17 protein-coding genes and 3 pseudogenes are annotated in these 22,645 nt (G+C 43.1%); 8 read left to right on the top strand and 12 right to left on the bottom strand.

Going from position 1 to position 22,645, the window contains the following annotated elements; translation table 11 throughout:
- Positions 1 to 183 precede the first annotated feature (183 nt).
- The 3 genes and pseudogenes from M2444_RS31195 to M2444_RS31205 all read left to right on the top strand — a co-directional run.
- Entirely contained in the window at positions 184 to 1,959 is a 1,776-nt protein-coding gene (locus tag M2444_RS31195) for an ABC transporter ATP-binding protein (protein ID WP_094869990.1), read from the top strand.
- Positions 1,946 to 3,721, top strand: coding sequence for an ABC transporter ATP-binding protein (locus M2444_RS31200; RefSeq protein ID WP_094876792.1), 1,776 nt, complete (start codon positions 1,946 to 1,948; stop codon positions 3,719 to 3,721). Before M2444_RS31195 ends, M2444_RS31200 begins: the two co-directional genes overlap by 14 nt.
- A gap of 455 nt (positions 3,722 to 4,176) precedes the next feature.
- A pseudogene (locus M2444_RS31205) lies at positions 4,177 to 4,435 on the top strand (transposase); the annotation flags it as partial.
- 48 nt (positions 4,436 to 4,483) lie between these two features.
- On the opposite strand, the gene yaaA reads toward M2444_RS31205, so the two are convergent.
- The 4 genes from yaaA to M2444_RS31225 all read right to left on the bottom strand — a co-directional run bounded on the left by yaaA (position 4,484) and on the right by M2444_RS31225 (position 8,261).
- Entirely contained in the window at positions 4,484 to 5,236 is a 753-nt protein-coding gene (gene yaaA, locus M2444_RS31210) for a peroxide stress protein YaaA (RefSeq protein WP_094877021.1), read from the bottom strand.
- A 102-nt stretch (positions 5,237 to 5,338) separates the two neighbouring features.
- Entirely contained in the window at positions 5,339 to 5,608 is a 270-nt protein-coding gene (locus M2444_RS31215) for a hypothetical protein (protein WP_280788951.1), read from the bottom strand.
- A 32-nt stretch (positions 5,609 to 5,640) separates the two neighbouring features.
- The gene (locus M2444_RS31220) at positions 5,641 to 7,197 is read right to left on the bottom strand and encodes a glycosyltransferase family 39 protein (protein ID WP_280788952.1); all 1,557 of its coding nucleotides are present in this window, start codon (positions 7,195 to 7,197) and stop codon (positions 5,641 to 5,643) included.
- A 179-nt stretch (positions 7,198 to 7,376) separates the two neighbouring features.
- On the bottom strand, positions 7,377 to 8,261 hold the full coding sequence (locus M2444_RS31225) for an aminoglycoside phosphotransferase family protein (RefSeq protein WP_280788953.1): 885 nt from the start codon (positions 8,259 to 8,261) through the stop codon (positions 7,377 to 7,379).
- A gap of 222 nt (positions 8,262 to 8,483) precedes the next feature.
- Here M2444_RS31225 and M2444_RS31230 point away from each other — a divergent pair.
- Positions 8,484 to 8,831, top strand: a pseudogene (locus M2444_RS31230) (transposase); the annotation flags it as partial.
- Positions 8,832 to 8,910: 79 nt separating this feature from the next.
- Here M2444_RS31230 and gnpA read toward each other — a convergent pair.
- Both gnpA and M2444_RS31240 read right to left on the bottom strand, forming a co-directional pair.
- On the bottom strand, positions 8,911 to 11,076 hold the full coding sequence (gene gnpA / locus M2444_RS31235) for a 1,3-beta-galactosyl-N-acetylhexosamine phosphorylase (protein WP_280788954.1): 2,166 nt from the start codon (positions 11,074 to 11,076) through the stop codon (positions 8,911 to 8,913).
- Between the two features lie 12 nt (positions 11,077 to 11,088).
- On the bottom strand, positions 11,089 to 12,108 hold the full coding sequence (locus M2444_RS31240; RefSeq protein WP_280788955.1) for a glycoside hydrolase family 88/105 protein: 1,020 nt from the start codon (positions 12,106 to 12,108) through the stop codon (positions 11,089 to 11,091).
- Between the two features lie 463 nt (positions 12,109 to 12,571).
- On the opposite strand from M2444_RS31240, the gene M2444_RS31245 reads away from it, so the two are divergent.
- Together M2444_RS31245 and M2444_RS31250 are read left to right on the top strand one after the other, a co-directional pair.
- Complete coding sequence (locus tag M2444_RS31245; RefSeq protein ID WP_280788956.1) at positions 12,572 to 13,516, top strand: AraC family transcriptional regulator; 945 nt, start codon at positions 12,572 to 12,574, stop codon at positions 13,514 to 13,516.
- Positions 13,517 to 13,797: 281 nt separating this feature from the next.
- A pseudogene (locus tag M2444_RS31250) lies at positions 13,798 to 14,102 on the top strand (NAD(P)H-dependent oxidoreductase); the annotation flags it as partial.
- 69 nt (positions 14,103 to 14,171) lie between these two features.
- Here M2444_RS31250 and M2444_RS31255 read toward each other — a convergent pair.
- Both M2444_RS31255 and M2444_RS31260 read right to left on the bottom strand, forming a co-directional pair.
- Positions 14,172 to 15,338: a DUF4317 domain-containing protein gene (locus M2444_RS31255; RefSeq protein ID WP_280788957.1), complete on the bottom strand. Its 1,167-nt coding sequence runs from the start codon at positions 15,336 to 15,338 to the stop codon at positions 14,172 to 14,174.
- 117 nt (positions 15,339 to 15,455) lie between these two features.
- Positions 15,456 to 16,577 carry an NAD(P)/FAD-dependent oxidoreductase gene (locus M2444_RS31260; protein WP_280788958.1) on the bottom strand — a complete coding sequence of 374 codons (1,122 nt, stop codon included), beginning with the start codon at positions 16,575 to 16,577 and terminating at the stop codon, positions 15,456 to 15,458.
- A gap of 169 nt (positions 16,578 to 16,746) precedes the next feature.
- Here M2444_RS31260 and M2444_RS31265 point away from each other — a divergent pair, with 169 nt between their 5' ends.
- Entirely contained in the window at positions 16,747 to 17,934 is a 1,188-nt protein-coding gene (locus M2444_RS31265) for a YhgE/Pip domain-containing protein (protein ID WP_094877036.1), read from the top strand.
- Positions 17,935 to 17,980: 46 nt separating this feature from the next.
- On the top strand, positions 17,981 to 18,520 hold the full coding sequence (locus tag M2444_RS31270) for a PadR family transcriptional regulator (RefSeq protein WP_094877037.1): 540 nt from the start codon (positions 17,981 to 17,983) through the stop codon (positions 18,518 to 18,520).
- 79 nt (positions 18,521 to 18,599) lie between these two features.
- Here M2444_RS31270 and M2444_RS31275 read toward each other — a convergent pair whose 3' ends face one another.
- The 4 genes from M2444_RS31275 to M2444_RS31290 all read right to left on the bottom strand — a co-directional run bounded on the left by M2444_RS31275 (position 18,600) and on the right by M2444_RS31290 (position 22,535).
- A complete protein-coding gene (locus M2444_RS31275) occupies positions 18,600 to 19,586 on the bottom strand; it encodes a FecCD family ABC transporter permease (RefSeq protein ID WP_280788959.1) in 987 nt (328 codons plus the stop codon).
- Positions 19,586 to 20,632 carry a FecCD family ABC transporter permease gene (locus M2444_RS31280; protein WP_094874094.1) on the bottom strand — a complete coding sequence of 349 codons (1,047 nt, stop codon included), beginning with the start codon at positions 20,630 to 20,632 and terminating at the stop codon, positions 19,586 to 19,588. The genes M2444_RS31275 and M2444_RS31280 overlap by 1 nt, the downstream gene beginning before the upstream one ends.
- A 68-nt stretch (positions 20,633 to 20,700) precedes the next feature.
- A complete protein-coding gene (locus M2444_RS31285; protein WP_280788960.1) occupies positions 20,701 to 21,522 on the bottom strand; it encodes an alpha/beta hydrolase in 822 nt (273 codons plus the stop codon).
- Positions 21,519 to 22,535 (bottom strand): ABC transporter substrate-binding protein, encoded by a 1,017-nt coding sequence (locus M2444_RS31290; protein ID WP_280788961.1) that lies wholly within the window; start codon positions 22,533 to 22,535, stop codon positions 21,519 to 21,521. Before M2444_RS31290 ends, M2444_RS31285 begins: the two co-directional genes overlap by 4 nt.
- Positions 22,536 to 22,645: the final 110 nt, after the last annotated feature.

Here is a 22,645-nt window from a genome sequence, read left to right on the forward strand (position 1 = left end):
ACCCTCATTACGCAAGGTTAAATTCACATCATTAATAAGTTCATTTTTTTGTAACAATAATGTAACAAGGAAATTTTACCGTAAACGATACTTAGTCATTTGATAATGTTATAATCACTTTGTTTTATTCACTCTTTTCAGGCAAGAGTGAAAGAACAAGAACAATCAGAAACAGGTGATCAGATGTTCGAACTGAAATGGCTATGGCAGAACTTAGAGGGCAACCGGACACGGTACATTCTGGCACTCTGCCTCTCGGTAGTGGGCTCAAGTCTTACGATTGTAAACCCTTACATCAGTCAGCGCATTGTCGATACGTTTATAGCAGGTGACAATGCGCTGCAGAATCTTACACAAGAACGGCAATTATTGATTATGCTCTGCTTGGCTATGATTGGATTTTCTCTACTGCGCACAGGACTTGCTTATTTTACAACGATGCAGTATGAACAGTCCTCTCAAAACATGATGTACAACATCCGGATTTTTTTGTACAACAAGATTCAGGGACAGGACAGAGAATATTACGACCGTAACCGAACCGGCGATCTCATGACCAAGATGACCGGGGATCTGGACATGGTTCGGCACTCGATGGCATGGATTTTTAAAACGATCATTGAATCGCTAACGATCTTCATTGCTGCTGTTATCTATTTTTTCACCATAGATGCTCAGCTCACGCTGTGGATGCTAATCCTGTCGCCACCTATTTTTATCGTGGCTTACATATTCGCTAAACGCGTCCGTCCTATGTATATTGACCTGCGTGAGCGGTTGTCCCAGCTTAACACGACTACTCAGGAGAATATTTCAGGCAACCGTGTGGTTAAGGCTTTTGCCCGTGAAGAGTTCGAGGTTCAAAAATTTACGGAGAAGAATGTCAATTATTCTACAGCGAACAAAAAGGCCGCCCTTGTATGGCTGGATTACTTTCCTTTTCTGGAATCCTTCGCTCAGGGCTTCAACGTCATTCTAATGCTGGCAGGCGGTTTGTTCCTGATGAACGGCCGGATCACCTTCGGTGAATTTACAGCCTTCTCTTCGCTGATCTGGGCGATATCGAACCCTATGCGCAATATTGGTATTATTATCAACGACATTCAGCGCTTTTTTGCGAGCTTGTCCAAAATCATTGATATCTATTACGCAAAGCCTAATATCGTAAACGAGCATACGTCTACTAACAAACGCCGCTACGAGGGCCGTATTGAGTTCGATCATGTCCGCTTCAAATATGACAGCGCTATCGTACTTGACGATGTTAGCTTTACCGTTGAACCTGGTGAAACCATAGCAATCATGGGCTCGACCGGATCAGGCAAAACAACAATCATCAACCTGATACCTCGCTTCTATGACGTAGCCGAAGGACGTGTACTCGTCGATGGTGTTGATGTCCGAAAGCTGGAGCTCGATGAGCTGCGCGATAATATCGGTATGGCGACCCAAGATGTGCTCTTATTCTCTGATACTATCGATGGAAACATCGCCTACGGTGATCCTGATCTTCCGGAAAAAGATGCGATAAGCTTTGCTGAGCTCGCAGCCGCACACGACTTCATTACCAAAATGCCTGAAGGTTATGATACCGTTGTCGGCGAAAGAGGCGTCGGCTTATCCGGAGGTCAAAAACAGCGTATCGCTTTAGCACGTGCTTTGGCAGTTCGCCGTCCGATCCTCATTCTGGATGATACGACCTCTGCTGTCGATCTTGAGACGGAGGAGCATATTCAGAAAAGTCTACGTGAGCTGGATTATCCTTGCACGAAGATTATTATTGCGCAGCGTGTATCTACGACCGCGCAGGCTGACCGTATTCTCATTCTGGATGACGGAAAGCTGGTTGAGGAAGGCACCCACGCCGAACTGCTAGCGAAACGGGGCTACTACTACGATGTGTTTAAACTGCAGAACGAGGGTATTGGAAGGCAGGTGACCGCAAGTGGCCAGGAATAAATTCGACGTCGATGAGAATCTGGAATCGCCGTTTAATATAAAACACTTCCGGCGTGCGATGATATACATCAAACGAAAGAAAACGCCAATGATTGTTGCATTTATACTCAGTGCACTTTCAGCGGCCATTTCACTATCAGCTCCGCTGATCATGCAGCATGTGATCGACGTGACCATTCCGGCAAAAGCGAAGCTTGCGCTACTGGGCTGGGCTGGACTGATGCTGCTGACCATTGTAGTCAGTGTTTATCTGGCTACGATTCGTTCACGTATCATGACGAGTGTTGGACAGGATATTATTTTTGACATCCGTACAGATTTATTTAAGCACCTGCAAGAGTTGCCCTTCAAGTATTATGACGACCGTCCGCAGGGCAAGATTCTTATCCGGGTCGTAAACTACGTTAACGCCGTTTCGGATGTGTTATCCAATGGTATTATCAACTTTATTCTAGAAATCGTGAATTTGCTCTTTATCGCAGCCTTCATGTTCGCTGTTGACGTACGTCTATCATTTGTCATCCTTGCAGGACTGCCAGTCTTCTTTGGCATCATGATGCTGATCAAAACTCGGCAACGCCGGGCTTGGCAAGCAGTATCCAATAAAAGCTCCAACCTGAACGCCTATTTGCAAGAAAGTATCAGCGGTATTGGTGTGACGCAAATGTTCTCACGGGAACAACGTAACGAAGGAATCTTCACACGTCTCGCGGGTAATTTCCGTACAGAATGGATGAAGGCCCAACGTTACAACTTACTTATTCCGTTCTCCGTGGACAACTTGTCTACGATCGTGACATCATTGATTTTCCTTGTAGGCTTACTAACACTAAGCCCTCAAGATATGACCCTCGGTGTCATTCTGGCGATGAGCAGCTACGCTGCCCGCTTCTGGCAGCCGATTCTGAATCTTTCGAACCTGTACAATAACTTTATCAACGCCGTTGCCTATCTTGAGCGTATCTTCGAGACGCTGGATGAACCCGTTACCGTCAGTGATATTCCAGATGCGAAGACACTGCGACCTGTAGAGGGCCATGTCACTTTCGACGATGTGACCTTTGCCTATGACCCTGGACTCAATATTCTGGAGAATATCTCCTTTAAGATCAAAGCAGGAGAAAGCATCGCTCTAGTGGGACCAACAGGTGCAGGCAAAACTACGGTCGTCAATCTGATCTCGCGCTTCTATAATATTTCAAGCGGTAAGATTCTTATCGACGATCAGGATATCTCGCAGGTTACGCTGAAGTCCCTGCGCAGCCAAATGGGGATTATGCTACAGGACAGCTTCATCTTCTCCGGTACGATCCTGGACAATATTCGTTACGGTAAACTCGATGCCACCGAGGAAGAAGTGATCGCCGCAGCGAAAGCCGTTTGCGCCGACGAATTCATCCGTGAATTCGATCAAGGCTACCTGACAGAGGTTAACGAGCGTGGCTCCAAGCTATCTCAGGGGCAGCGGCAGCTCATTTCGTTCGCAAGAACGCTTTTGGCTGACCCTAGAATTCTCATACTGGATGAAGCCACTTCTTCCATCGATGCGAAAACTGAGCGTTTGCTGCAAAAAGGTCTGAATGAGCTCCTTAAAGGGCGTACCTCATTCATTATCGCGCATCGTCTGTCCACCGTAAAAAACTGCGACCGCATTATGTATGTGTCTAACAAAGGCATCGCAGAAAGCGGCTCACATGATGAGCTAATCGCACAAAAGGGACTTTACCACCGCCTTTATACGGCGCAGAAGATGGAAGCTTAATTGAATAAACACCAAAAAATATCAGGGCTATTTGTAGAGGCCACTGAAAAAGTCCCCACTAATTTGAGACCTACATCTAAGGAGTCAGTTGTAACTACGGAGAACATTTGGACTTCCGGCCGCTGTTGTCGTAAGAATTTCTTGAATTGTACCGATGTTCGCGGATGAAATCTGGAGACAAAGGCGGTCGCTATCGCTCCAACAGTTCCAAATTTCTCCTTCGCTACGCCTCCTCTAATGTTTTTTAAATTCAAATTATACAGGCGTCTTTTAAAGGGCTATGTAAACTCTATTACAGAACACCCTTCCTCGATCTTTTCGAGGAAGGGTGTTCTGTTTTGCTGTATAATAATTGTATTAATTCTGGGTGGTGACCCGGATGATTTCAAACCAACAATCCCTTAACCTCAGTCCATTTATGGCCATTTACGATATTGTCGTACCTAAAGATAATATGCTACGACAAATATGTGAAATCCAAAACCTATTCGATATGTATTGAATCAATGAAACATAGCGAGCAAAAAAAAATTCCAAGAAAGTGAGTATTTCAAAGAGAAAGCAACAAAACGCTATAAAATTGAAGCAAAGAATAGTGAATTAAAACACAGACACGGGTATGAGGTAGCCTCTACCTCGGGTCTCGTTGGCATGCAGATGCAAGGGGCAATGGCCATATTCACTGTTAACGTCAAAAAAATAAAGGCAATCCTGAGACTGGTTGTTCAACCACCTTCAGAATTACCCCAAATACTACTTACTCTATTCATTCTTTTGTTGTATAAACACGTACGTATTCTCATCCGACAGCTCCTCAGCAAAGCTGAAATCAAACCCGTCGAAGCCTTTAATCCCTTCTACATTGGTGATTTGCCGCTCAGCCATGAAGCGTACCATTTCACCTCTGGCCATCTTGACCAGGGTCGCTCTCTCCACGATCTTACCGCCGATTTCCTGCCCGAATACACAGCTAATCATTCGAACGTTTCCACCAACATACGGGGAGATGCACTTGCTATATTCCTTGGAGGCCAGATTCAGAATGATGTCACTCTCCGAGAATAGCTGATCCGCCAGCTTTCTGTTCCAGAACTCGTAGATAGAGCTAAAACCAGGTCCGTTAAGCTTGGCCTGCATTTCCAGCCTGTACGGAACAACGCCGTCAAATGGCCGGACGATGCCATAGAACCCGGACAATATCCGTAAATGCTGCTGGAGATATTCCAGCTCCTCCATTTGAAGTACCCCAGGTGCCATGTATTGATACTGGATACCCTCATAGGAAAAGATAGCCGGTGTAAGATTCCGTGTTACATCCATATCACGAATCCGCTCCACATTCAGTGTGGCGATGGCATCATTGCATTTCCATAGGGATTTTGCTTCTTCATAATTTAACTTTTGTAATAAGGCCAGAAGCGTCTGTGACTCGCTTATGAATTGCGGTATCTGCCGGCAATCCATGAAATCCGTGTCCATCTTCATCTTCTTGGCAGGCGATATAATGATTCTCATGATGCTCCATTTCTCTTTTCTTACCCCTGCGGGGAATTTATATATAATCTTATCCTATCATACTTAATCTTCGTAGGCTTGAGGCAAGTTCATGAAATTTGTTCACTGCCGCCCGCTTCGTCCGCCATCGCCGCCACCATCACCGCTACCGTCATCCTTACCCTGGCTACCGTTTCCTCTCGTTCCGCCATTCATGCCCGGAAAGCTACCTCCATTTTTGTCCCGACCACCATTAAAACCCTGTCCCCCGTTCGCCTTTGACCCGGAGTCGGTACTCGATATCTTCTGCGCGGTAATGGCCTCACAGGAGACGAGTACTATGGAACAACTAAGCACTGCTATGAGCAAAGCGAGAACTCGCTTGGTCCGCATCTTTGAACCCCCTTCTTTCTGAGCGAAAATAGTTAACGGAGAACATATCTTTTTACCATATAATCGTATACATCTTTAAAGCCCATGTAGGACAACACGATCAGCAGCGGATACACAGGGTAAATATATCGCGACTTAATCTCCCACAATAAATAGAATCCGATAAAGCCCAGCACCACAAGAATCAAAGAGGTCTCTTCAAATCTTTTAACTCTTATTCCACCGATTAAGCGAACGAATATACTCACATACATCAGAAAATTCAGAACATACAGCAACCACAACATTCCGCTTCTATAATTGGAGTCCGCCTTAAACAAATCCGTAGCAGCATTAGTGTAGCTATAGCGGTCCATGACAAAACCCATTCTTCCACCGTTGCTGGATGATCCGTCATTCCCAAGCCCATATCGTTCCATCTGGTATGTTCCTTCTGTCCAGGTCCAAACGAGCTTTTTATAATACATTTTCACTAAGTCGCTTAGGCTGGCCTCGGAGAATTTATTACTGATCTCCTCTTTAAATAACTCCGTACTTTCTGCCTTATCATAATTGGCATCCTGCTGATAGATTGCGTAGCTCTCCCGGTTGTCCCAGAACCCAAACGTCTCCAAATTGATCCCCATATTCAGCCACATGTAGACTGGTGCGGAATTTTCGTTAATCGGTTCATCTACAACATTCATCCCCTGCAGCACAGCATTTTGCGTCCAACCTGGAACATTAAACAATAAAGCCGTAATAAACAAAGCGCTTAGCGCTTTTTTCACCCCGATTGCACGCATGCTGAACAATAGACTGACTACCACAGCAATCAGAAATATAACACCGATGCTGCGGAAATAGTTGCCTAATGCCAGTAGAATAGCTGCGAAGAGAATATCCTTAAAGGACTTTCTTTTTATAAATTTCACAGCAAAATATAAAGCACTTGTCAGCAAGGCGGTAGCGATCACATCGTTATATATTAAATTACTCATAAACAAAGAGGGGATATAGGTAGCGGCAAACACAAGAATGCCATAATCATGATCCTTAGACTTGTCATTGAGCTCTTTATACAGCATGTAAATCATTAATGAGGTTAAGAGTGTAAAAAGAATATTGAATACTTTGATCACCAAGTAATTATCCGGAAATAACTGTAGCAGCGTTTTTAAGTACACAACAATCGAGAAATTAAACGGGAACATATGCAAATAACCCGTCGTGTCAAAAGATGAATAATCATTCCTGTACAGCATATCAAGTGCCAATGAAAGCACCGTCTGCGAATCATCCGTCGGCAAGCGAGGAAACAGAAAAATGATCGCGATTTGAATGGCAAAAGAACACAGCAATGTAGCTGGAACGACGATTTTCCAACTGTACTGATTAAGCTTCAGGCATATTTTATACAAAATAACGCTTAACGCCAAAACCACTACAATCCCTAGAATAAAAAGGCCGAGTTGCTGCTTCTCCAAGACAGGTGTGTCCCCATATACGAAATAATTATATTTCGCCCGGATAAAAAAGGAGGAAGCTATAAACAGTCCAATGAAGAATGCCAGTATGAGATACAATGCTTTTTGAATCGCCCTTACCATGGAAAACCTCCTTTTCACAGTCGAAGTCCTATACAAGTACATCTCCCGATTTATAAAAAGAATTATAAATACCCAAACTGAATATTCAATGAAAATTGAGTGTGCCGGGATCTCGCAGCAAACAAACGTAAATAGACCGCCCTCCATGCAAAGGGTTGCGGTCTATAATGTAATTCTTTTTAAGATGAAGTTCCTTTAAACCCTTGGAAGTCCAAATCTTTCAGAAAGCGATTACTTCCTAGTATGCTCCTTACTCTCTTCGTTACCTTAAGTCCTTTAGGTGTACTGCCTCGTCTATTCAGCAAGATCCATCTAAGACAAGCCCAGGCTTCGAAGACCTCAAGCTCATCCTGCTCCATAAAATTCTCCAATAGATAAGCAGAACGGAACATATCAGCGTAACGCTCGGAGATATGGATTTTCAGCAGAATAAGTGACCATGCAAAATCATATCTAGGATCTCCTAACTGGCCGTTCGTCCAATCGATGACGGTAAACCGCTGTTGTTCCTCTACTATATTTCCTAAATGAAAATCTCCATGAATGATACGATTTTGTTTCATAGGAGTTTGCTCCACTAGTGAAATAAGTGCAAGATTAAGGTCTGCGTGCTCATTCGCTTCAGGAAAAAAGTAATCGATGAAATCGTACTTAGGTAGTTGTATATGTTCAAGCTCAGCGATATCTATTTGATGAATTCTGGCTAAAATACTCGCGAGCTCCTTCATTGTCTTATTATTCACTTTATGAATTGGCGTTCCATCAAAGCTTGTTAACAACACCTTATCCCCGTTCGGGTTGATCCCCCAGCCCACTGGTTTGGAGACGGCTATTCCTCGCTCGGACAGTACCTCCAATAAACGGTATTGAAACTGAACATCTGGTTTGGAGCTCTTACTCCACGTTTTTAAGACATAGCTCCCCTCATCAGACCTGATCTTTAGAACCTCTGCTTCAAAGCCCTCATCCATCAGATGTATGGTTAAGTTGGCTTCTTGAATAAGTAAGTCATCCATGATGTCTTTGTGTTCTATCCAGTTTACGTTAGTTATAGGGGTTCTCAAGAGTAGTTCTTCCTTTCAGGTAATTGTAAATAGCTACGATCTCAATCAAGTTCCCTTCGGGGTCAGCCACAACAGCTTCACGCAGCCCATAGGAATTTTCATGATGTCCCGATAGAATGTGGCCATCTTTTCCATGTTTTTTACAATCAAAGTGAAAGCACCAATTCCCATGAAACCCACTTACTCTTCTAAATTGTTCCTTTTATGATCGTAGATATAGTTACGTCTTTGGTTATGGATACGCTGAATCAACTTCCAAAACGAACCAGCATGCTGCTCCATAGCGATCAGGGTAGTGTATATACTTCTCAAGCCTACCAGACAGCGGTGAAGGAGAAAGGCATTACCATGAGCATGTCCCGTAAAGGAACGCCCGCTGATAATGCCTCCATTGAATCGTTTCATTCCACGCTAAAGTCTGAAACATTTTATCTCGAAGATCTCACATGTACAACGACGGCAATCGTTGTACAGACCGTTCAAGATTATATCACTTACTATAACTCAATTCGGATTCAAGCGAAACTAAATAACCAGTCGCCGGTGGATTTCCAACGACTGGCTGTTTAAACTTGCTAGGTGTTTTGATCCTTGTCTCACAATCGGGGGTCAGTCCCGATTAGCCGTGACTTGAGCTTTTTGTTCAATATTATTCATCCCCAATCGTTCTAATGATCGTGTCATACGGATCTAATTCCAGGGTTTGTTGTCCATATTCCGTATCAATCGTAGTGCTTTGAACCAGATCGCTATTGTTAATGACTACGAGGATTTTACTTTCTGGATAATAAGCACATTCTGTAAATAAGTTGTCCGTAATGTACTTGGTCTCCGTGAACTCATTACCCGCAAAACGAATCAAATTCAGCAGCAATCTTGTATTCTCAAAGCTGAAGGTGAAAGAAGGCAGGTAGATGCCTTTTCCTTTACCGAAGTCATGCGTGGATAAGGTTATCAGCCCATCCGTTTCAGTCACAACTGCTGCTGATCCATCGGTAAGATAAATGTTGTTTTTGGGTGTAATGTTAGCCCTATCAGGCACTAAACCAAGCTCATCTTTAACGTCATATGTCCATTTTCCATGGGCGACTCTGGAGCCTGTATCCTCATCCAGTCCAAGAACATGTGCCATTCTAAAAAAATGGTCATACCCTTCAAGCGCCGAAGGCTGATTCACGCCTATAAAAGCACCACCTTTATAGACCCACTCTGTTAGCAAATCCACGCACTTACTGTCATCCCAGCGTTCTCCACCACTCCATGCTGAACCAGCCGATCCGGCATTGATCACTACATCACAATCTTTTAAAATTCCCTGCCGGATATCTTCAAAATCAATGAACTGTACTTCAATGGGCAATCCAGACAAAGCCTCGTTGATATGAATCAAATCATGCATATGCGTTTCATGGAAATGCCCGGACAAGGTCCATGATCTCCATTTGCCCCAAGCGTGCAGAATGGCTACCTTTGTCTTAAGGTGATACGGGTTGCCTTTATGATGCAGCTCTTTAATTCCTCTGAATTCACCGGCAATCTTTTCGATGTAATCACAAAAATCCGAATAAGGCTCTACAAGATGCAAATATCCACCCAATCCAATTCGGTCTATCGGCTCTCTGAGCAGAGCACGCCGGATATTAATCCAATACTTTTTGGCATCTAGTGTAGGATTCCCTCCCTCCATAAAGGTAGGCAGTCCACCTAAACCAACCGGAAATAGGTAGGGATGCAGCCGAATCTCGTGGGTATCTACTTTTACACCTGAACACATTCTTGCCTCGAACCCTGAGAACACACATTTAATCATCCCGTCGAAGCCAAATTCTTCAAATCGATCATTGTAAGGCTCCATGCCAACCCAACTGTCATCATAGAAGACATACGCCAGCTTGTCGTGCTTATGCACGATATCAATTAATTTCTTACTAAATTCGATGACAAAATCATTGATAAATGCCATCCAGTCCAGCTTGCGCTGCTGCGCCGGGATATGACTGACGCGATATTTTCCACCATTCACAAAATCCTCGGCCGTGAGCGAATACCCATATTTCCGAGCAAACAGATCAAGCGCTCTTGAGCTTACCGTAAAATCGTATGAACCCCAGTCTGAGAACAAATGGCGATTGCGCTCATTGCTGCCCCAAATCCAGGCGAAATTATAAAATAGGGATGTAAACCGGACAACTGTTGTTTCCTGATGCTTATGACACCAATCTTCGATCCAATGGAGCAAATAGTTCTGCGTTTCAACATAGATGGGATCAATCTGCATCAGATGCTCTTTTTCCCAGAGATTCGTGGTGTGGTTGTACATGGAGATCTCTTCCCAAATCCGGTAGACCATGAAGCTAACCGTATACTTATGCCAAGGCGAAATACCAGTAACGACTACATTTCCTGATTCCCGTTCATAATTCCACTGTTCTTTCGGAACCTCTTCACCAGTCGTTCGGTCAAAAACCTGCCAGTACTTAAATGCCTCTTTGGAGTCATTTACTCGGAATTGCTCAGCGAAAAAGTCCTCCATCAAATAGATGGATAAATAATCTTCGACCGCTACCTTCGGATTGGTAATTAAAAAGCTCTGCTGTAGCTTATCAGGGTTCTGAGATGACCATTCGTTATGATCTCTGATGATACAGATTGTAGAATAAATGCCGTATCCTGCGTTGATAATCTCATCGGACAACTGTGTGCCGTCACTGTCACGGATGACATCGGCACCCCACCGTTCAGCTAACGCTAAGGTCAGTGCCTCATAACCGGATTCGCCCGGTAGTGTAAAGGCCCCCGTTGTATTTGTGGACAACTTGGATCCCTCCTAATTAAGCATATCGGACAGAAAAGAGAGTGCTAAGCCTTGCCCCCAGCCTTGAATCCAGTCTTTTGGAATATTGCGATAGCCTTCCCGGTCCTTCATAACCGCTGTTCCGCCGGATACTCCCAGTACACGTCCATCCTCGCTGATATTACTTAGAACACCCTTCAGGGCCATTTGCACATATTTGGTATGCAGCGGATTGCCGTTATTGATCATTGCAGCCGCTATCCCGCAAGAGGCAGATACTTCTTCATAAGACTCTTCGTCATCAAGCACTGTCCGCCACAGGCCATTCTCCGTTTGCACAAGCTTGAGTGCGGCCAGTTGATCGCGAAGCGAGCACTCCACATCCATACATTGCGGAAACAAATACCAGTCTTTCAAAAGCTTTTTGACTTGCGACATGGTATATGCGCCCCAAGCATTTGCTCTGCCCCAATATAGTCCGGACATATGATCCAGCTTCACATTATTGTAGCCATGGTACCAGAGGCCACTGCTAGGGTCTTGCAGGTATTTGATATGCCAGTAATATTGATTCAGGGCATCCTGGATCATTTCCTGATCGTTTAATTTACTTCCTACACGTAGCAGAAAAAATGCCGCCATAAACAAGGTATCTGCCCATGCCTGTTCTGGAAAATCATTCGAGACGGATACGGTATGCTGAAGAACATGATCACCGAATCTAAGGGCATGGTGCTGAAGATAATCCACCTTACTCATCACAATATCCCAATATTTCTGGTTGCCTGTTTCTTCATACAAGGTGATCAGCATATGACCCATGGCACAAGTGTTTACCGTCCAGTCCGGCAGGCCCAGCTCGATGTATTCATCTGCCCACTGGATAAGCATATCCAAATACTCTTTATTTCCGGTGGTCTGATAGGCTCTGGTTACCCCATAATAAGCCACACCACAAGGCCAGTCCCATGTTAAATCCATCGTCATTGTTTTTCTAACGACTTTGTCGATAACGCTTAGAATCTCTTCTCTGTCATAAGTTAATTGAAGCATCTTGATTCTCCTCTCTTTCGCACAAGCCCCCATTGGCGCTTGAGAGCTGTCCGTCCTATTGTAAACGCTTTACTAATTCTATTGTAAGGAGTAAAATGGTCTGATTCTAAGCATATTCATAACTAAACTGTGCAATTTCAACCATTAACTAGTGGTTCTTATATTTCGGTTTTTGCCGTGACTACAGAGAATGTTTGGACTTCCGGCCGCTGTTGTCGTAAGAATTTCTTGATTTTATACCGCTCTTCGCGGTGGAAATCTGCAGACTGCTTATGCTTCCGAAGTGAGCTTTCCTATGGAAAGCTTTCAGGCGGACGCTACCGCTCCTACAGTTCCAAACTTCTCCTCCGCCACTTTTTTCCCAAATTGTATAATATCAAGTTCTCTTTATATAGTTGAATTTGGTATAACGTTAACCTATAATCTACTCAACCTACGTAATAAGAATGGGAGTATTGAGAATATGCCCAGAAAAAAGAAGCCCGTCATTGAATACCGCCACTACAGCTTGCCGATAAACTTCCCTATTCTACTGTTAAGCGGTGAACGTTGGAAGATTTCCGATATTAAAAGTGAACATCTCCATTTTCATAACCATTTAGAGATTGGCATCTGTCATTCGGATAGCGGGATCATGGAGATCAAGGGAGAAGCTGTGCCTTTTAAAGCCGGAGATGTGACCTTCATCCCTAGGTATCTGCCTCATACAACGTATAGTTCGCCAAATGAAGCCAGTCTTTGGTCTTATCTCTTTTTTTCGCCAGAAGAGCTTTTTCAACATTCTTTTAAAAGCAGTGCCTACAGTAACTTTGAACCCAATTTGTGGGCGATTAAGGGAATGAACTGTATTGTGAACAAGGAGGAACATCCCAAGGTTTATACCCTTGCGACATCGGTCGTAGAGGAATTGAAGCACAAAAATCCTTACTATCAGGAAAGCTCCTACGGCTTATTGTTATCTCTTTATATAGAACTGCTTAGAATCCATTCCCGGAATGAACTCGTGGCCGAGCAAGAAACAGAACATAATCTAAAAGGTGATTTTGTCATCGCTCCGGTTCTGGAATACATCACCAAAAACTATATGACACCTATGTCCATCAATGATCTGGCTGATCTATGCCATCTAAGCATCACTCATTTTCGCAGAAAATTCCATGAGATCATGGGGACCGCACCTCTAGATTTTCTAAACAGCACCCGCATTGAAGAGGCCTGTAAGCAGTTGAAAAGCACGGATGCTTCCATCCTCTCCATCTCTGAACAAGTCGGTTTTCAGTCCATCTCCAGCTTCAACCGATGTTTCTCCAAGCTAATGGGCGAATCGCCCAAGCAATGGCGCAAAGGCGCACATACCGAAGCGCAATCCGCAAAGGCATCTATATTGGAGTTTACGGGGTGGGTATAGGGAAAGGGAGTTTGAATGCTTTAGCTTCATCTTCTCGCTCATGTTTAAAATTTGCTTTTTTCCAACTCGCTTGCAACTCTGATATTTTTCAACTTCTTGCAATTACTCTTATCCTCCAACAAGACGATCTCTTCTCCTCGTTCATGCTGATCTAATTAAACTTACCCGAAACTTCATTTTTACATATATTTTTTCGTGAGTCTAGTTCGTACTTCGAAGTAACCATCTTATTTTATTGTGTGTATTTTCTTTTTTAAAAACCTGCAAGATAATGATACCATGTGATCTTTCAATTCCCGTTGTACTGGTACAGTTATCCGCCTCTATTGAAAAAATGGTTCGACGATGTGCTCGCTTACGGATGGGCTTATGGATTAAACGGTGACATGCTTAACGGGAAAAAGTAGACGAAGTAATGGCACCCTTTAAAGCCAGTGCCAAACATGTTGGCGCTGAAGCGCTACCATATCATGCTTTCTTTGGAGCTTCATTTCAAGCCAGCGATAAAGAGATTAATACTAGTGCAAAAGAATATATCCACTATATCTTTAAGTACCAACGGCAACTCCATTCAATGTATAGCTGATATAAATACAAAATGGGCTATCCCTAGTCTTAATCAAAGACTTTCAGGATAGCCCGTTGTTAAAAGAGTCTAAAGCGTTTCTGTAGTGAGTGTGAACCCTTCGATCACGGCATCTTCGTCGACCTCAATCAAGATGCAGCGTCTCCCATGATAATTCACTTGCTTCACATACTTTAAATCCTGCGGGCTGACCGAAATCGTAGCTACCTTTGTTTCGATCTTAATCGATTTGGTAGTAAATTTCGGCATCACACTGCTCGCCTTCATCTCATAATGCTTATCGTCAACAATCGTTTCAAACGCCCGCTCTACTTTTTCCATCGTCACATCTTCTACACCACTTACCTTTAGCACGCGTTCCACATCTCTATAATCAAGCTTCGGAGGTTCCTCCTTATCATCGTTGGTTTCGATGACTTGGTTAATTTCCTCGTACAGCTGAGCTATGGTGGTCGCGTCAAGTTGTTCCCCCGCCACTTCCTTCACGATGTCTTCGAAGATAGCTCTCTCTTCCAGTGCCGTCACGGATCTTTCGGCATTTAAGACATCCCCAATGAAATGCGGATCTGGAAAGTTCGATTTTCCGGTACAATATAGAATGCGGTTCACATCGGAATAATTATCCGTCACACTCGGGTAAAAGAAACCCTGCTCCGGTGTACTTAACTTAACAATCGGATCTACAATGACATTGTACTTGAATTCCCGCTCCACATAATCAAATAAGAGCGCCTTCCGTTGCTTCTCCGTGGAATTCACGCTGCATAGAATAAACGGATGCGCGAATAGTTCGTTTTTCTCACTTTCCTCGGCTTCATCGTTTCTATCTTTAGTTGGGCGGTAATACTGTCCGCGAACGAAAGTGATCACCGTATCGCGTTCATAATGAGTATCCGCCATCATTCTGTCCACCAACAGCAGCATCAGGTCCTGCCATTCATCTGGATCCCCTGTCACCAAAGCTTGGTGAAGCATGACCTGGGCTGGCTCCTCCACTTCCGCCTGAAACTTCAACTCGAACAATTTCTGATCCAGTTCACCGGTCAAGAGTTTTTTGAAATTACCCATATACAGCTCCTGCTTCTCTCTGTCCACCATTCCAAACGGCAGGCGCTCCCAATGATAGATCTCGTTGCTTTCCTTCATAATATACACATTGAGAATATCGTAAATATTCATTAAATCGTGATCGAGCTTAAATTGCTTGCGAATATGCGCGACTTCTTTCTTCATCATGATTCGTTAGACAACTCCTAGGAAGATAAATTGGTCTCTTCAGTATAAAGGATAAAAAAAACCTTCGCTATATTAGTTGAACTTAAGAAGTTTCTATTAAGGGAAGTGCGTGACTAATCAATTTATCGCGTGCTCTAATGCATAGTCTTCAAGCTGAATATCCACCTGCTGATTCAGGGCTAGCTTGGCTAGCTGCTCACCAAGAAAAGGTCCCATCGTTAATCCGGATGCCCCTAGTCCATTAGCAACAATTAGTTTATTCCAGCCTTGAACCCTGCCAAGCACGGGAAGAAAATCTGCAGTAAAAGGACGGAACCCTACTCTGATCTCCTTTAGGCTACAATCTGCAAGACCGGAAGCGGTTTGAAGACCTTTATTTAGGATTTCTTGCATTCCACCTGCGGTTACAGAGGTATCATAACCTGCGACATCATTTTCGTGAGTAGCCCCTACCACGATATTTTGATCCGCAAACGCAAGGATATATTGATCTGTAGGCGGCATTACCACAGGCCATTGCTCTGTACCCGCTTGTTGAGCAAGCTTCAAGTGCATAATTTGAGCCTTTTGATAACGCACCTGGAGCATAATCCCCAGCGGATGAAGCAAAGCATTGGACCAGGCCCCAGCGCACACTATCACTTCATCCGCAGTGAAGGTCTGATCGCCTACACTAACTCCTTTGATCTCATGATCATCATGCACTAAGATAGCATCTCCCTCGATCATCTGTGCACCGTTACGCTGCGCCGCTCTTAGCAAAGCATCACGCAATTCACGTCCATCCACTCTTGCTGCACCCGATACATGAAGCGCATGATAACCTTCCGACAATAAGGGAAACTTCTCTTGTGCTTCAATATCCGTCAGCATCGTGAGTTCCCCTATTTCAGGGGCATCCTCTCTGCGCAGCTCCGCTCTTTCTTTCATCGCGAGTAATTTTTTCAAATCCTCATGAATACATATCGCTCCTACTTTTGCGTATCCGGTCTCGGCTTCTCCAGCCGCTTGAAGCTCCTGAATAAATGCTGGATAGAAGCTTGCTCCAGCTTTAGCAAGACGATACCATGCTTTGTTTCTGCGTTGAGACAACCATGGACAAATAATCCCTGCGGCTGCATCCGTTGCTTGTCCAACATCTTTACGATCTATAATGATGACCTCAGCACCTAACTTAATTAGCTGATAAGCTGCTGAAGCCCCTAATATCCCTGCACCAATTACAATAACCTTGTTCATGTCCGAAGTCCCTTCAGTTATTCATTTTTTTAATCACTCACTACTTCCCCATTGTATCTTAAATTTGACATTATTAATGAATTATCGTACTATAAATTTCACTCAGTTAAAAGTACTTTAATTGAAGTACTAAAATAAAAGTGTTATTCAGTAGAAAGAAGGTATACAGTTGAAGTTTTCACAGTTTTTGAAGTCCAAAGGGGCCATTGGTTCTATTTTTATGGGTGTGTTCTATGCCATTGCGATGCTTGGTATTTTCTTACCAGGGTATACAGCACTTCCAGGGAACATGGATGATTTAAAAATCGCTATCATCAATGAGGATGCAGGTCAATATGGAGCTCAGATTTCGAGTCAGTTTTCGGAGAGCTTACCATTCAAAACGATAAAAACTGATGTATCGAATAAAGAGGCAATGGATGAATTAGAGCATAATAAGTTAGCTCTAGTTGTCCATATTCCAGAAGAATTTTCCGCCAACGTTCAAAGCGGTAAGGTATCCGCAAGTATTGATTTCACAGTCAACGAAGCTTCTGCTACCATGGTATCTTCAGCTATGTCTTCCGTTGTAGGAGAAATTAACAAACAATTAAGCGAGAACTTCTCAGAGCAAACCGCAAAAGGTGTGTTAATGAACTTTAACGTACCAGAAGAACAAGCAACCGCAATGGCTACACAAATTGAAAAAAGTTATGTCGGGAATTATGTTGTCATCAATGATGTTCCGGACGGCATGCACAACAACATGCTGCCTATGTTCTTAACTATGGCTGGTTATGTTGGGGCTATGATTGCCTCCATGCAATTAGTTGCTTCTTTTAAAGCGAACCGCGGGAAAGCAAGCAAGACGAAGCTGTTTATTTTCGTTCAATTCACAGCTTTATTAATCGCTGTATTATCAACAGTCGCTGCTTTAGCCATTGCCTTCTCTATTGCTGATGTAGACCTATCCTTACTGTTACCCGTTGCTGCTCAGCAAATTCTAATGTATATGGCTGCATTTAACGTGTGTGCAATTATGGTCTTCCTCGTTGGCGAAGGCGGTATGATCTTTAATATTCCAATCCTGCTCATGCAAACCATCGCCAATGGCGCTACCATGCCTCGTGATATGATGTATACACCATACGATTGGTTCGGCCGCATCACACCGATGTATTATTCTGTACAAGCTTATTTGGCACAAATGTTTGGTTCAATTAGTCCAGCACCCTTCTTATGGGGATTAGCGGGCGTATTTGCCGGGGCTATGTTGATTAACATTGTAATCGTCCGGTTTGTTCATAAACCTGTCCCTGTGACTAAAGAAGCTATACGGCCCGTTGAAGTTCAAAATACAGCTGAAATAACCGCTTAGGTTTGGTAAGATAGAGTTTAGCCAACAATTAGGAGTGGGTTCTGTGATGTCAATTCAAATTTATATCTTAAGTAAGTTAATGGATGAAAATAATTATCCTTATAAATTAAAAAAAGAACTCTCCACCCCTATTCCTTTTGATAAATTGCTAAACCTATCTGAAAGCAAACTATATTATCATTTTGAATCCCTTTCGAAACAGGGCTTAGTTGAACAGGTAGAGATTATCAAAGAAGAACATCGCCCAGACAAGCAGGTGTTTTCCATTACTGATAAAGGGCGCAAGCAGCTCCCGCTTAAAATTTATAAGGTAATAGAAAATGCAGAATCTATTTCAGAGATGATTGTCGCTCTTGTGAATCTTCGTTTTGTAGACACTGATAAAGTGATCCCAATTATAGAGAAGAAGATAGAACAGTCACTGATAAAAAAAGATCAATTAAATCAAATTTACCATCAAATAGAGGTAGATAGCTCCACCCGTGAAATCGTAGATTTCATGGAAAGCTACTACGATTCTCAACTAGAGCAATCTATTCACTGGTGGAAAGATCTTTTAGAAAAACTGAAAACGAAAACGATATAAAAAAGAATGCCTTGGATTATAGCATAATCAAGGCATTCCTTTTTTATTTCCAGCATCAATCACAATAGCTTTTTTTTAGTTATTCACTTTTAATTAATAAATATAAGAAGTAAGGAGCGCCGATTAAAGCCACGATCACTCCTGCTGGTATTTCCGTATTGGCTACGACCATTTTACCAAGCGCATCTGCAATAACCACTAATCCGCCTCCGATTAATAAGCATGCGGGTATCATTATTTTATGGCCACGAAAGAGTCGTCTAACTAAATGTGGAACTACCAGTCCTACAAATCCAATACTACCACTCACAGCAACCGCTGGTGCTGCCAATAAGACACTACACACTAGAAACAAAACACGATATTTATTTAAAGTCACCCCTAAGCTGATGACTACGGGATCGTTAAGCCTTAACACATCCAATATAAGATGTTTCCGAATTAATAAAGGCACAATAATAAGTAACCAAGGTAGCATAGCATACACATGATTCCAATTACTATTCCCAATGTTTCCTGCCAGCCACACCTTGATCATTTGATATTGTGAAGGATCTAGTACGAAGGTTAACACAATCATAAAGGCACTAATCGCAGCCGCAATAGCAATGCCTGTATAAATTAATCGTATGGGAATAATACCCTGATTGCGATCATATGACAGCATAAATAATAGGGCCACAACGATAAATCCGCCCATTAGCGCATACAATGGCTGAACATAAGTATGTAGACCGGTAGAGCTATTTTGTAAAAGTAAAAATAACATCATGGATAATCCAGCACCAGCATTTATCCCTAGTATACCTGGGTCTGCTAATGCATTTCGACTTATAGCTTGGAGCAGCATTCCTGCTATTGCTAACGCGCCACCCACTAGAAAACCCAAGATCATTCGAGGAATACGAAACTGAAAAAGTACAAGCTCCTGCCTCGTTGTTCCATTGCCTAATAGGGTTTGCCATAACTCTTGTAAGCTTAAGCTGCTTTGACCGGTAGATACACTATAGATAAAACCTAGCAGTAAAAGTATGGCTATGATTATAAATTTCCAGCTTAGCTTCACTATAGCTCCCGCCTTTCTTTACGAGCCAAAAATAGAAAGAACGGGACACCGATAACGGCAATTACAGCGCCAACAGGAATTTCATAAGGGGCATTTACAATCCGTGCCACTAAATCAGCAAGTACAACAAGGATTGCCCCTAGAACGGCGGATAGAGGAATAATATAGCGATAATCGACACCAACGAAGTAACGAACCAAATGAGGAGCCATTAACCCAACAAAGCTTACAGATCCAGCTAAGGCACATGAAATCCCTGCTAACATAAAGGCTGATAAAAGCGCTAGATTCTTGATAAGTTTAATATTAACGCCTAAACCTTCCGCTGTCTCATCCCCTACAGATAGTATTGTAATCGACTTCGAAATCACGATAGCAAGAAGTAGAGCAAGAAGCATCCAAGGCAGCATCTGCTGCAAATGAGCCATACTAATGCCACTTAAACCGCCTCCATACCAAAAAGCCACCTGCTGTGCCACTGAGAAAAAGATACTTATTCCTTCACTTAAAGCAGTGAGCATAGCAGATATGGCAGCACCCGCTAATACAAGTCGAATAGGCGTCAACCCTCGTTTACTTAATAGGCCCACACTAAATACTAAACCCGCTCCCAATCCCGCACCTATGATACAGAGCCAAAGTGTGCCTGTAAATGTAAGGGTAGGCAGGAATACCATTGCAATAACTAACGTGACACCTGCCCCAGCATTTAATCCAAGAATACCTGAATCCGCTAAAGGGTTCCGGCTAACCCCTTGAATAATTGCTCCACTTACGGCAAATCCAGCACCTGTAGCCATAGCGGCAAGTACCCGGGGTAAACGAATGGACTGGATCACCTGATGCGTAGAAGCTGTATCATCAAAAGCAAAAATCGATAGGAATACATCTGCAAAGGGTATTTTTTTCGCTCCTAGTGCCATAGCAAGTACTAATACGCCTATTAATAGAACTAGCATGAAGATCAGCAACACAAAAAAGGAAAGCTTTTTTTCTACTGGTAGTGATGTTTTCTGAACATTCGAGTTCAAAGACAATGTTTCCATCCCTTTCCCTTCCCTTTACAAAAAGAGCCAGCCAAGGGGCTAGCTCAGATGCAAACGAATATGATTGTCTAACGCAAGTCAGAGGATGTTGTAAGCATAAATTTAACGGCTCGACTAATCGCAGCAGAGATTACACTTACATGCTCCTCTTGCTCAAGCAATGCCCAGCTTACTTCGAAGCTTGGAATGTGTAACGACATCATGCTGTTACATAAATCCAAGCTATCCTTGACCATATAATCAAGCTCATCTCCACCGACTATCATTAGCGTTTTAGGTAGTTGATTTAACGTATTGCTGTGCAACTCAGCTTTAAATTTCTCATACTCATGTAACAGTCCGTAATCATTCCACCAGATGGAAGCACTGCTTGCAATATAATGTGAAAACAAGGTGGATTGTGTAAACAAAGCATGCAGAACGAATAATCCGCCAAAGGAATGACCAAACAACGCTTGCTTGTGCTTATGGATATCGAACCGCTGGGCAATGGCTGGCATTAACTCTTGTTCAAAAAAAGCAAGCAGCTCATCTGCCCCGCCAAACTCTGGCCAAGGCTCCCCGTTCGGACGCTTCGGTAAATTCGCAAGCTCAGCTGGCATCGTTAAATCATAGGTTCGCCGCACCGTATCAAAGGCCTCACCACCAGGATAACCAATGCCTACAACAATCGCGGGTGGATAGCCTTTAGGCTTACGCGTCAGCAACCGAGTGATTTCAGCAGCGGTCTCAAATAGTCCATTACCATCTAGCACATAAATAACACCATAGCCATCCTGCGCAGGTTCATCCAAAGGTAGTGCAATAAAAATCTCATAGTCCAGATTATTAGCTTCACTCGTAATCAGCATCGTTTCATAGTTGGGTTTTACGTACGGTTTGATGATCATGGCTTCAGGAACGCCACGATATCGTCCATCGTCTTTTGATAAGCAATTAATCCGCTGGATCTCCAGTGATCACCATCCACCTCGAACACTTTACCCGCTTGAACTGCAGGCAGCACCTTCCATAAGGGACTAGCTTTAATGTCTGCCATGAAGGCATCTCCAAGACCATCATTATCATTAATGAAGATATAATCAGCATCTAAATCAGACAGCATTTCCAGCGAAATATCAGCAGACATTTCACCTTCTACAAGAGAACTTTGAGCAAATCCCAGCTCACTCAGCACATAACCCCCGTAATGGAAGTTACCCACCAGAAAGATTGCCCGGGCATTCGCATTAATATAAATCGCTTTTTTACCGGCAGAAACGCTAGCTAACTGTGCTTTAGTCTCTTCTAACTTTTTATTATAAGCAGCAATAGCTTCTGTAGCCTTATCTTCTAATCCTAGCAATTTGGCAATCGTTTCTGTGGCTTCCACTACGTTACCAAGCGCATTCTTAAACACGTAAGTTGGAGCAATTTGCGAATAGTTTTCATAGACACCATTTTGCGCATAAAAGGCCGTTGGGAATATAATTAATTCCGGCTCCAAATCCACTACAGATTCTGGAGAGGGAATACCATTAGCGAAGCTGATTTCTTCTACACCACTTAACGTATCCTGTAGATATTGCTGCGGTCTTTCGCCTGTGGACCATTGTGCTACTGGGGTTACGCCAAGCGTAACTAGGTAATCCTCTAAGCCAGGTGCATACACCTTCTGTACCGTTCCGGGAATGTTTACTGTATTGCCTACTTGGTCAGTCACCACAAATGCTTCTCTAGCTGCGACTTCCGTTTCTTGTACAGCCGGTGCATCCGTTGCAGTTGCGCTCGCTTCACTAGTTGTTGCTGGAGTATCTGTTGCTTGTGAATTAGCCGCATTATTACTGCCACAAGCTGTTAATAGAATGGATAATAATCCAAACATTACAACATAACTTATTATTTTTGTCTTAAACCCCTTCATGATTGACCTTCCCTCTTTCCTATGTTCTCAATAATAATCATTCTCAGTATTGAGTTTATAAGAGATAGGATCGGTTGACCATGTAACATCTTATGATTCCACATGTACAT

This window comes from Paenibacillus sp. PastF-3 (assembly GCF_029893135.1).
GTDB classification, from domain to species: domain Bacteria; phylum Bacillota; class Bacilli; order Paenibacillales; family Paenibacillaceae; genus Paenibacillus_AQ; species Paenibacillus_AQ nitricinens.

What these genes read in the sequence shown, in the direction of transcription:
- M2444_RS31195 (WP_094869990.1), top strand. Translation starts at nt 184, where the DNA reads ATGTTCGAACTGAAATGGCTATGGCAGAACTTAGAGGGCAACCGGACA.
- yaaA (WP_094877021.1), bottom strand. Translation starts at nt 5,236, where the DNA reads ATGAGAATCATTATATCGCCTGCCAAGAAGATGAAGATGGACACGGAT.
- M2444_RS31215 (WP_280788951.1), bottom strand. Translation starts at nt 5,608, where the DNA reads ATGCGGACCAAGCGAGTTCTCGCTTTGCTCATAGCAGTGCTTAGTTGT.
- M2444_RS31220 (WP_280788952.1), bottom strand. Translation starts at nt 7,197, where the DNA reads ATGGTAAGGGCGATTCAAAAAGCATTGTATCTCATACTGGCATTCTTC.
- M2444_RS31240 (WP_280788955.1), bottom strand. Translation starts at nt 12,108, where the DNA reads ATGCTTCAATTAACTTATGACAGAGAAGAGATTCTAAGCGTTATCGAC.
- M2444_RS31245 (WP_280788956.1), top strand. Translation starts at nt 12,572, where the DNA reads ATGCCCAGAAAAAAGAAGCCCGTCATTGAATACCGCCACTACAGCTTG.
- M2444_RS31255 (WP_280788957.1), bottom strand. Translation starts at nt 15,338, where the DNA reads ATGATGAAGAAAGAAGTCGCGCATATTCGCAAGCAATTTAAGCTCGAT.
- M2444_RS31260 (WP_280788958.1), bottom strand. Translation starts at nt 16,577, where the DNA reads ATGAACAAGGTTATTGTAATTGGTGCAGGGATATTAGGGGCTTCAGCA.
- M2444_RS31270 (WP_094877037.1), top strand. Translation starts at nt 17,981, where the DNA reads ATGTCAATTCAAATTTATATCTTAAGTAAGTTAATGGATGAAAATAAT.
- M2444_RS31280 (WP_094874094.1), bottom strand. Translation starts at nt 20,632, where the DNA reads ATGGAAACATTGTCTTTGAACTCGAATGTTCAGAAAACATCACTACCA.
- M2444_RS31285 (WP_280788960.1), bottom strand. Translation starts at nt 21,522, where the DNA reads ATGATCATCAAACCGTACGTAAAACCCAACTATGAAACGATGCTGATT.
- M2444_RS31290 (WP_280788961.1), bottom strand. Translation starts at nt 22,535, where the DNA reads ATGAAGGGGTTTAAGACAAAAATAATAAGTTATGTTGTAATGTTTGGA.